Raw genomic sequence first — 10,835 nt, forward strand, 5'->3', positions numbered from 1 at the left:
AGGCGGGCCCGGCGCGCTATCGTTTGCGCGCGTCATCGTTTGCGGTCGAACCGTTCGTAAAGGCTCCTTCTCAAGGCGGGCGATGGGGTCGGCAGCGCAGGGCGCTCCGGCGGCGGAGCAGGCCGGGGCGGCGGCGCCGCCTGCGGCGGGTCGGGCTCCGGCGGGCGCGCCGGTGAGGCGCTGATCACGGCCCTCGGCGGGGGCGAGGCCTCCGGCCGGAGCGGGGGCTCCGAGCGCGGGGGCGGGGGCTCCGAGCGCGGGGGCGGGGGCTCCGAGCGCGGGGGCGGGGGCTCCGAGCGCGGGGGCGGGGGCTCCGGCGGCGAGGCGCTCGAGGTCTCCGCTGCTCCCCCGAACGCGGGCGCTCGCTCCGGCGTGGCCGCGAGCGCCGCCGAGCCAGCGCTCGCCGGCGCGGCGGCGCTCGACTCCCAGCCGTCGTCGGACGGCAGCGCGAGCGTGCCCGAGCTCATGCGCTCGTCCGGGGGCACCGGCGACCGCGAGCTGATCGGCGGCGGGGCGCCCGGCGGCGCCGGCTGGAACGGGAGGGCCGGCTGCTCCGCCGCGCTGTCGTCCTGCTCGGGCAGCAGGGCCAGCGTCGCGGCCGGCGACACCCCGGACGCGCCGTCCGCGGAGAGCGCGAGCGTCCCGGTGTCGAGCCGCGGCCCGGGCGCCTCCGCGCCCGCGGCGCGCCCGGCGACGTCGTCGGCCGCCGACCCGGGACGAAACGGCGTCGCCGCCGCAAAGGCCAGGGCTGCTGCCGTCGCGGTGGCCTGCGGCAGGCTCACCGTGCGCGCCCCGGCGCCGGCCGCGTCGGCCAGGGTCGCGCCGAGGGCGTCGCCGTCGTCCTCGCCGCCGCGGGCGCCCCCGCCGCCGCGGGCGCCGCCGGCCGCATCGCCGCCGCGGGCGGGGTCTCGCGCCGCGGCGCCCCGCTCCGGGGGGCCGTCGGGCCACGCGAGCGGCTCCTCGGGGAGCTCGACGCCCGCCACGATGGACGCCGCCGCGAGCGCGGCCTCGTCGGGGACAGCGAAGCTGCCCCGGAACACGACGGTGCACCGCTGCTCGTCGCCGTCGATGCGCAGCGTGTCCGCGGTCAGCTCGATCTGCTGGCCCTCGCTCACGCCGGCGGCGGAGAGGCCGAAGATGCGCGCGCGGCCGCGCGCCTCGGGCAGCCGCATCCTCAGCCGGGGCAGGGTGGGGTGGAGCCCGTGGAGCTCGATCCACTCCCCGCCGCGCAGGTGGCGCATCCGCTGGTCGGGGGGCGCCGCCTGGTAATACGACCAGTCGAAGGCGTCGGGGATCTCGGCGACGGGGGCGTCGAGCGCCTTGCGCGGGGTCGCCCCGAGCAGCCGCCTGCGCGCGGGCCAGGCGCGCGCGATGGGGCCGAAGCCGGCCGCGCGCCCCGGCTGGAGAGGGTCGAGGATGTTCGCCTCGGGATCGGACGGGTCGCCCGTCGCCGCCACGCCGAGGAAGTTCTCCTGGTCGTTCTCGCCGCGGAGCGCGCGCTCGTACACGATGGGCATCCGCTGGAACCCGGCCCTGTCCTGGACGAGGAGCTGCTTGTCGAGCAGGACCCCGCTCTCGTCGGAGATCGCGAGTCGCACAGGCAGCGAGTGCACCGGCGTGCCCGGCGGCGGCGCGTGCGCGTGGCCGGTGAAGAGCACGTCGGCGCGGTCCAGGTGCGGGGCCAGGTCGCTCGTGAGCCTGACGCTCCGCCCTGGGTGGTTGCCGTGGTGGACCTCTCCGTGGACGATCTTCTGCGGCTCGACCCGCGGCATCACCGCGTCCGCCGCGAAGGCGAAGGAGGCCTTGACGATCACGGTGATGCGGAGCTGACCCCGGCTGCGCCAGACGACCGAGGCGGCGGCGGCTCCGCTCAGCGGCGTGACCCTTTCGGGCGCGATCACACGGTTCGCCATCGGCTCGCTCTATAGCACAGCAGACGTTGTGTCGCTGACCTATCCGCCCGTCCCGGCGGCGCACCAAGACACTGGCGCATCACCACACCGGCGCGCCATCACACCGGCGCGCCATCACACCGGCGCGCCATCACACCGGCGCGCCATCACACCGGCGCGCCATCACACCGGCGCACCATCACACCGGCGCCCCATCACACCGCGATGGCGGATGGCGAGCGCAATGCAGGGCGGGGGCGGGAGCCGGAAGGCACAAACTTGCCGCCGCCCTGCGCCCATGCCACCCACGGCGATCATGAAGCTGGCTGGAAGCGCTCGTGCGCTGGGATCGGCGCTCGCCGTCCTCGTCATGATTGGCTCGTTCGGCTGCGACACGGTCGCGACGCTCGTCGCGCCCGCGGTGCCGGTGGCCATCGAGAAGGCGACAGCGCCCGGGGAGCCGGCCGCGCCCGAGGATCCGGCCGCGCCCGAGGATCCCGAGAGCCGGAAATGCTGCTTCCGGAGCGGCGAGAACGTCGCGAAGGTGTGCGAGAGCAAGGATCGTTGCTGTTCGGGCAAGTACGATCGCGGCGAATGCGAGGACTCCGGCGGCCTCTGGTTCCACAGCGCCGACGGCTGCGCCGGCGCCTGCTGAGGCGCGCTCGCTCGATCCCGGCGACCCCGGGCGCGGCGGTGCCCGCGCTCGGGCGATGAGCGCTGGCGCTCGGTTTGCCCGCCGCGTACGAAGACGCGTGATCGATCTCGACCCCGACGCCCTGAGCCGGCTCGTCCAGCGGGCCACGGGCCATCCCCCGACGTCGGTGGTCCCCCTGCGCGGCGGCGTGTCGTGCCGGCGCTACCTGCGCGTCGTCACGCCCGCAGGCGCGGCGGTCGCCATGTTCGCGCCGAGCGCCGCGTGGGCCGGCGAGGCGGGCGGCGGCGCTGCCGCCCGCGACGGCGCTGCCCCTGGCGACGGCGCAGCCCCGCGCGGCGGCGCAGCCCCGCGGTGGCCCTTCCTCGAGGTGCACGCGCTGCTCCGCGAGCGTGGCGTGCGGGTCCCGGCGCTGCTCGGGGAGGACTGCGAGCGCGGCCTCCTCCTGCTGGAGGACCTGGGGGACAGCACGCTCGCGGCCTTCGTCGAGCGCGAGCCCGCCCGCCGCGCCGACGTCTACGCGCTGGCCGTGCGCGATCTCGCCCGGGCGCAGCGGGCGCTCGCGGCGCTCCCGCGCGGCTCGATCGTGGGCTCCGGCGCGCTCGACGCGACGCTCCTGCGCTGGGAGCTCGACCACTTCCGCACCTGGGCGCTCGACGCCCGCGGTCGCCGGCTGGACGACGTCGCCCGGGCCGAGCTCGACGCCGTGTCGGAGCGCCTCGCCCGGCGCATCGCCGCGTGGCCGCGGGGGTTCGTCCATCGCGACTACCAGAGCCGCAACCTCATGATCGTGGACGCGCCGGGCGGCGGCCTCGAGATCGCCTGGCTCGACTTCCAGGACGCCCTGCTCGGCCCGCGCGTCTACGACCTCGCGACGCTCCTCAACGACAGCTTCCAGGATCTCGACCGGCCGTTCGTCGAGGCCCGCCTGGACGACTACGCGGCTGCCGCCGGCCTCGACCGGACCGCGCGCGCCGCGCTCGGCCGGGAGTTCGACGTCGTCACCGTCCAGCGCAAGCTCAAGGACGCCGGCCGCTTCGTCTTCGTCGACCGCATCGGCGCGGATCCGGGCTACCTGCGCTACGTCGAGCCCGCGCTGGCGGCGGCGCGCGCCGCGCTCGCGCGGCTCGGCGACGACGCCGACATGCGCGCGCTCGCGCGGCTCGTCGCGGGGGCGTGAGGGGCGCTGCGCGGCTCAGAGGCCCGACGCCTCGAGGAAGCGCTGGAGGAAGGTGACGTCGCGCGGCTCCCCGGCCCCGGGGCAGCCGCCGAACACGGCGAACTGGTGCCAGGCGCGTTCGGCGTTCAGGTAGGCCTCCCGCTCGCCCTCCTCGAGCGAGGAGCACACGTGATCCCAGCGCGCGTTGGCCCCCGGGAGATATCCGCTCCTGTCGGGCGGCAGGCTGGACACGCGCGCCTCGCCTGCCACCCTCGCGAGCTTCCGCTGGATCGCCGCGTTCGCGTCGAGCTGGTGTCCGCCGGTCATCCGCAGCTTGCGCGAGGCGTCGCCGGCGAGCCAGCGCGCGATCAGCGCCTCGCTCCCGGCGATGCCGCGGGCGTCGAACGCGAACACCTCGCTCACCCGGTCCTTGTTGGCGGCGAGCGCCTGCCACAGGGGCAGCCCGCCGGCGCTGAAGCCCGCCAGCCCGAGCTTCCCGAGCCGCGCCCCGCCCGGCCCGACGCCGATCTTCCGCGCGCCTCCGAGGAAGCGGAGCGCGGCGTCGACGAGGCCGTGAAGGCCCGCGGTCGTCGCGGCGCCGAAGCTCGTCCCGCTCGGCCACGGGTGCAGCATGACCACGGCCTTGCCGCTCGCGGCGAGCGCCTCCTCGAAGCCGCAGCGGAGGTAGAGCCAGCGGGACGCGTCGCGCGGATCGCGCGCGAACACGTCGCGCGCCCAGAACGAGGCGTCCGGATCCGGGGCGGGCGTGAGCAGGTATCGATTCAGCCCGAACATCTCATGATGCTGGTCGAGCCGCGTGTAGGCGTACCCTTCCGGCCGGTAGAACACGAGGGCCGAGCCCCCGTCGTCCGGCGGCGCCTTGCAGGCCTCCGGGATGCTCGCGAACCAGATCTTCGGCTCTCCCGCGGTGGCGCCGAGCGCCACGAGCTCCGTGCCGGGCCGGTGCTCGCGCTGGTATTCGTCCGTGGACCTCGCGTAAGCCATCCAGAACGGCGTGATGTCCACGAAATCGGTCGCGATCTGCGCGATCGCTGCCCCCGGCGCCGACGTCACGTCGACGAGCGGGTGAGGCTGCCCGAGCGCCGGATCCGGGGCGGGGCGGGGCGCCGTCCCGCCGCCTGCGACGTCAAAGGCCTGCTCGACAGAGAGGACCTCTTCCTGAAGGGCGGGGGCGCCCTCGAAGGCGCCGAACGCCGCCGAGAAGCGCGCCCTGAGCGCGACGCGCGCGGCGCCGGCCGGGACCTCGAACTCGCGAAGCCCCGGGCCCGCGCCCGCGAGCGGCAGCGGCGCGTCGTCCGCCGTCGCCTGGACGTCGGAGAGCGCGTCGGGCAGCAGCGGGCTGCCCGCGCTCCGCCAGGTGACCCGGAGCTTCAGCGGCATGCGGCGCCCCGGACCGGGCGGCGCGCGCGCGGCGCGGGGGCGTGGATGGAGCAGAGCGGGCCGTCGCCGGCCGGGTGGGAGCGCTGCGGGGCGGGGGGCACGGTGCGCCCAGGATATCAAACGGCGCAGGAGGCGGACGAGAACAACGGGAGGGGGCGCCGAGGCGGGGCTCCGGAGGAGATTCCGTCTCTCCCTATCGCTCGGCCGTCATGCAGGGAGGTGCGCCGCGCCACCGAGAGGCGCGGCTCGCCTCGTCGGTCGGCGCGGCGATCGCCGATCAGGGGCGCGCGCCGTTCGCGCAGTACCCGAAGTCGACGGGCCTGTTCGCGCTGACCGTGGTGCTCCAGCCATCTCCGACGAACTTGAACTCGTTGCCCGTCGGGGTGCCCTTGGCGTTCCAGGCGCTGCCGAGCGAGGACGCGCCCGCGGGCACGTAGGCCGTCCACGCCACGTCGGTGCCTGTCGTCTTCACATTGACGTTGTTGCAGTAGCCGCCGTTCCACGTCGCGTTGGGGGTGACGGTGATGGTGACGTTGCTGGGCTCGCCCCGCGCGCCGCCCGTGCTGTTGCCGCCGCCGGAGCCGCCGGAGCCGCCGGAGCCGCCGGAGCCGCCGGAGCCGCCGGAGCCGCCGGAGCCGCCGGCGCCGCCGCCACCGCTGCTGCTGCTGGACGTCGTGCTGCTGGACGTCGTGCTGCTGGTCGTCGTGCTGCTGCTGCTGGAGCTGCCGCTCCCTTTCACCTCGGCGATGAAGCGGTCGTAGCCGGAGACGTTGCCCTGCTGCGAGAGCATGACGATCGCGACGCCCATGTCGACGGCCTTGGCGACGTTGTTCGCGTTGAGCCAGGTGGAGTCGATGTCGATGGGGCCGCCGCCGAACGTGTACGCGTCGACGATGACGAGCGGCAGGCTGAGCGCCTTGGTGATGTCGCGGTAGGTGAAGTTGTCGATCTTGCCCTCGGTGAACGGGAACTGCTTGCCCGTGAGGCCGACGTACTTGACCACGCTGCGATCCCAGCCGTCGTAGAAGTCGCCGACCGACGACGCCCACCGGGTGGCCGACGGGCTGAACCACGGGCTGAAGTCGATGACCACCTTGCACGAGGGGCAGCCCGACTTGATGGCGCCGAGGATCTTGTTCATGGCGTCGTCGGACTCCGTCTCGGAGAGCGCGTTCTGCTGCGCCGTCTGCGAGAACTGGTACCAGTCCGGCTCGATGTGGATCAGCGGCTCGACCGCCCTGCCCCCGAGGCCCGAGTTGATCCCCTGCGCCGCCCTCTTGTAGACGTCCACCATCGCGTTGATGTTGGAGCGCACGTACGCAGCGCCCCTCTGGCACAGCGGCGCGCCGGCGTCCCCGTCGCAGTCGCGGTCGGAGTTGAGGCCCTTCTTCGTCATGTCCGTGGCGATGTAGCCAAAGAAGTAGGGCGTCTTACCCTTCTCGATGATCGTCTGGAGCTTGCTCTTGTGTGTGGAGGTGAAGCCGGCCGACATCAGCCAGTCGCCGACGGCGACCACATCCACGTTGGCCGGCCCCGACTGGGGCGGCGACCAGCTCTGGCTCCACTGCGGCGCGACGCCGAAGCGCATCTGCGATGCCGCTGCGGCTGCTGCATCGTCGGCGAAAATCTCGTCCCCTTCGGAGACGCCGGAGCCATCGTCCGCGGCCACGATGCACCCGCCGAGAACGGCGAGCGCACACGCCACTGCCCCAGCACCGAAAAGCGAACCCGTGATCTTCGTCATTGTGTCGATCTCCAAGTGGCCGCGCGGCTCCGCGCCGCGTCGGATTTTTTCACTCCCGGGCGCCAGCATCGGCTTGGCGCGGGGCACTTGTTGAGGTGCCCGGGGTAACTGCAACGCCCGGGCCATCATCTCGTGAGATCGGCAAACGCCGATTCATGGGCAGATTTTCGACGGTGCCTGTCCGCTCGAGATGGTGAGTGGGCCGGTGGAGTGGATCGCCGATCCGGTGCACGGATGATCCACCACGAACCCCCTGATTCTTCAGGGAAAACTCGGGAAAACAGCGGACACGACATCGAATTGCGCGCATGGCGCGAACCGGGAGTCGGATGACCGGCGTCCATATCGCTTGCGATCGTCCGTTGTCTCACCGGTCCCCTGGGCGCCACCGATCCCACGCTCGAGGCGGCGCGCAACGGGAACAGAAGTTTCCTCGAAAGAGGCCAGTTCACTGCGGCTCGACGAGAATGTTCGCGCCCGGCTGCCGGTTCTCCGGGCTCAGCGGCCCCTGCGAGGGACATCGGTGTCATCTGACACGTGCCGACATTTGCCGATGATGTGAACGAGGAACTGGGCGAAGACGTGGGCGAAGACGTGGATGGATACGGACCATGCCGATACCAGGGAAAGCGCTTGAACTTGCTCGCTCCGTGGGGCAGAATGCATGCCTTTTATCTCGTCCAGCGCTCCGGTAGTCTGCGCGGCATGAACGCGAACTGTGGAGTGAAGGGATGAGCACGCCTGCTCTGATCGAGATCGAGGACGCCGAGGTGTTCCGCGGCGATACGCGCGTCTTCGAGGGGCTCTCGCTGCGGATCGAGCAGGGGGAGAGCACCGCCATCCTCGGGCCGAACGGGGCGGGGAAGTCGACGTTGCTGAGGCTGCTGTCGCGGGAGATCTACCCGGTCCACCGCGAGGGCTCGGCCGTGCGGATCCTCGGGCGCGAGCGGTGGGAGGTCTTCGCGCTCCGGCGCAGGCTGGGGCTCGTCTCGTACGAGCTGCAGATGACCTATCCCCGGGACGTTCGGGGCGTCGACGTGGTGCTCTCCGGCTTCTTCGCGAGCGCCGGGCTGCACGAGCACGAGCTGCCGACCGCCGCGCAGCGCGGGCGGGCCGAGGCGGTGCTACGCGACCTGGGCGTGGCGCACCTCGGCGACAAGCCGATCGCGGAGATGTCGGCCGGCGAGCAGCGGCGCTGCCTGCTCGGCCGCGCCCTCGTTCACGACCCGGAGGCGCTCGTGCTCGACGAGCCGACGACGAGCCTCGACCTGAAGGCCGCGTTCGAGCTGGTCGACCTGCTCCGGCGCCTCGTCCAGCGCGGCAAGACGCTGATCCTGGTGACGCACCATGTCCAGGAGATCCCGCCCGAGATCGAGCGCGTCGTGCTGCTGAGGAGAGGCCGCGTCTTCGCCGACGGCCCGAAGCGCGAGGTGCTGACCGACGACAACCTCTCGCGCCTGTTCGACGTCCCCCTCACCATCGTCGAGCGCGACGGCTTCTTCCAGGTCTTCCCCCGGACGGTCTGAGACACGGAGTCTCGCGCTCGCGCCTCACCAGCGATGCGAAGCGATGGCCCCCAGAGCGGGTGTTCTCGGTGTGATGGGCAATCACGTGAGACGGTAGGCCCCGCGAGCCCCCCGGCGCGCTACCCGATCTCCACCTTGCTCCACATGTCGCGCCGCATCCGCTCCTTGCGCCGGTCCGTCCGCGTCACGAGCCGCGCCGCGCCCCACGCCGCGAGGAGCTGCCCCTCCTGCCCGAGCCCGGGCAGCACGCTCCGCCCCACGAGCAGCGTCCGCTCGATCGGCCCCCGGATCGGCTCACCCGCCAGCCCGAGGTAGCCGGGCGGGTCGACCTCGAGCTGCCGCACCATCGGCTCCGCCCCCGCCGCAGCGCCCTTCAGCATGGCCCGCTCGACGAGCCGCCGGCGCTGGCCGTCGTAGACCCACACGGGCAGCCCGTCGTGCACCGAGTCGACGAGCACGAGGTGCCGCTCCAGGAAGGGGAGCTCGGCCGTGAGCGCGTCGAGCACCGCCTGGCGCGCCTCGAGCAGCGACAGCGGGCCGCGGTCGGGCAGCAGGATCTCCGCCACGAGCAGCGTGTCGGTCGAGGGCGGCGGCAGATCGCAGCGCTGGAGGTGCACGACGGGGCGGCCCGGCCCCGCGGGCCGCGTGGACCGCGGAGCGCTCGGCCGGCTCCCGGCGTCGCCCGCGCGCGGCGCGGGCGGCGGCGACGACGCCATCGCGCGGCCGGCCAGCGCAGAGGACGACGGGAAGGGGAGCAGGAGCGCCTCCGGGCCGAGCGGCTCGGGCAGGCCCTCGCGGCGCACGATGAGCGACACGACGAAGCGGCCGACCGACGAGGTGATGCGCGGCCACTCGCGCAGCGCGCGCTTGTGGATGCCCTCGCCGCCCGAGAGGCTCGCGAGCGTCTCGCCGTCCATGTCGGTGATCACGAAGCTGCTGCCGCTCGGGTGATCGTCGCCGTCGAGGACGACCCCCGCCGCGGTGCCGCGGCGCACGTGGACCGCGGCGGCGCGCTCGTCGAGCAGGCAGCGGCCGCCGTGCGCGAGGATGCGCTCGACGAGGAACTCCTCGAGCTCCTCCTCGCCGCGCGGGAGCATCATCAGCCCGCGCGTCCACGCCCCGTGCAGGCGCGCCACGGCGAACGGCGGCGGGAGCGCCGAGAGATCCGTCGCGAAGAGCACGGACTGCGTGACGATGGAGCGGAACAGGTGGCCGCGCGGGAACTCGACGAGCAGGTCGGCGTCGGGCTCGGCGCGCGCGTACGGGAGCATGGCGGCGTAGCGCGCCGTCTCGCGCCGCTCCCAGAACGTGCCCGGCGGCCAGACGGCGTCGTTCGAGAAGGCGTCGTCGGCGGCGCCGTTCACGTGGGCGAGCTCGGCGTAGAGCTCGTCGACGACGCGGCGGAGCTCGGGGAACTCGCGGTCGATCTCGCGTCCGAAGAGGACCATGTCGGGCGGCACGTCGACGCGCCGGCGCGGGGCGACGATCTGCAGCATCGGCAGGGCGGGGACGATGCGGCGCTTCCACGTCTGCGACTGGGCGAGCTCGACGAGGAAGCGGCGCCACGCCGGCGAGGGCTCGGCGAGCATGGTGAACGCGCGGCGGCGGAGGACGTGCTGGTCGAGGCGGTAGGTGGGCGGGCGCTCGCCGTGGCCGACGACCATCACGGTGAAGTCGCGCCGCGCGAGGAGCGCGGCGGCCGTGAGCGCGCCGATGGACCGGCCGAGGACGATGACGTCGTAGTGCTTGTGGATCACGCCCCTTCCCCGGCCGGTTCGGGCGCGCGGCCGCCCTGGGCGAGCCCGAGCGCTGTGTCGACGCCGGCGATGGTGGCGCGCGCGCGCCCGCCGGGCGCCGCGGGCGGCGAGACCTGGAGGCGCCCCTCGGCGATCCACGAGAGCGCGCGGACGAGCAGGGCGTGCTCCTGGACGAGGATGCGCGCGGCGAGGGCGTCGTGGTCGTCGCCCTCGAGCACGGGGACGGCGGCCTGGGCGAGGATCGGGCCGGTGTCGGTGCCGGCGTCGACGAGGTGGACGGTGCAGCCGGTGACGCGCACGCCGTGGTCGAGCGCCTGCTGCTGGGCGTCGACGCCCGGGAAGGAGGGCAGGAGCGAGGGGTGGATGTTGACCACGCGGTGCGGGAAGGCGTCGAGGAAGGTCGTCGTGAGCAGGCGCATGAAGCCGGCGAGGACGACCCAGGTGGCGCCCGCCTCGCGGAGGGCAGCGACGGCGGCGGCGTCGAAGCTGTCGCGGTCGGTGAAGTCCTTGTGCGGCAGGACGCAGGTCGGGACGCCGGCGCGCTCGGCGCGCGCGAGGCCCTCGACGCCGGGCCGGTTGGACAGGACGAGCCGCACGCGGGCGTCGAGGCGGCCGGCGGCGATGGCGTCGAGGATCGCCTGGAGGTTGGAGCCGCGGCCGGAGATGAGGACGCCGAGATCGAGGGGGGGCATGGGGGGCAGATA

General features: G+C 73.9%; 8 protein-coding genes. 3 read left to right on the plus strand and 5 right to left on the minus strand.

Features of this window, described 5'->3' with window-relative positions:
* Positions 1–32: 32 nt before the first annotated feature.
* Positions 33–1,913, minus strand: a complete 1,881-nt coding sequence (locus WMF24_RS45365; RefSeq protein WP_437733713.1) for a DUF2169 family type VI secretion system accessory protein — start codon at positions 1,911–1,913, stop codon at positions 33–35.
* A 295-nt stretch (positions 1,914–2,208) separates the two neighbouring features.
* Here WMF24_RS45365 and WMF24_RS45370 point away from each other — a divergent pair, with 295 nt between their 5' ends.
* Entirely contained in the window at positions 2,209–2,547 is a 339-nt protein-coding gene (locus tag WMF24_RS45370) for a hypothetical protein (protein ID WP_437733714.1), read from the plus strand.
* A gap of 97 nt (positions 2,548–2,644) precedes the next feature.
* Positions 2,645–3,724, plus strand: coding sequence for a phosphotransferase (locus tag WMF24_RS45375; protein WP_437733715.1), 1,080 nt, complete (start codon positions 2,645–2,647; stop codon positions 3,722–3,724).
* 15 nt (positions 3,725–3,739) lie between these two features.
* Here WMF24_RS45375 and WMF24_RS45380 read toward each other — a convergent pair whose 3' ends face one another.
* Both WMF24_RS45380 and WMF24_RS45385 read right to left on the minus strand, forming a co-directional pair.
* On the minus strand, positions 3,740–5,104 hold the full coding sequence (locus WMF24_RS45380; RefSeq protein ID WP_437733716.1) for a hypothetical protein: 1,365 nt from the start codon (positions 5,102–5,104) through the stop codon (positions 3,740–3,742).
* Positions 5,105–5,381: 277 nt separating this feature from the next.
* Complete coding sequence (locus WMF24_RS45385; protein WP_437733717.1) at positions 5,382–6,773, minus strand: hypothetical protein; 1,392 nt, start codon at positions 6,771–6,773, stop codon at positions 5,382–5,384.
* Between the two features lie 806 nt (positions 6,774–7,579).
* Between WMF24_RS45385 and WMF24_RS45390 the strand changes: the two genes are divergently transcribed.
* Positions 7,580–8,374, plus strand: coding sequence for an ABC transporter ATP-binding protein (locus tag WMF24_RS45390; RefSeq protein ID WP_437733718.1), 795 nt, complete (start codon positions 7,580–7,582; stop codon positions 8,372–8,374).
* A gap of 119 nt (positions 8,375–8,493) precedes the next feature.
* Here the strand turns inward: WMF24_RS45390 and WMF24_RS45395 are convergent, their stop codons facing one another.
* On the minus strand, positions 8,494–10,131 hold the full coding sequence (locus WMF24_RS45395) for an NAD(P)-binding protein (RefSeq protein ID WP_437733719.1): 1,638 nt from the start codon (positions 10,129–10,131) through the stop codon (positions 8,494–8,496).
* The gene (gene purN, locus WMF24_RS45400) at positions 10,128–10,823 is read right to left on the minus strand and encodes a phosphoribosylglycinamide formyltransferase (protein WP_437733720.1); all 696 of its coding nucleotides are present in this window, start codon (positions 10,821–10,823) and stop codon (positions 10,128–10,130) included. The genes WMF24_RS45395 and purN overlap by 4 nt, the downstream gene beginning before the upstream one ends.
* Positions 10,824–10,835 lie beyond the last annotated feature (12 nt).

The sequence above is a fragment of the Sorangium sp. So ce1335 genome (assembly GCF_051521615.1).
Lineage (GTDB): Bacteria > Myxococcota_A > Polyangia > Polyangiales > Polyangiaceae > Sorangium.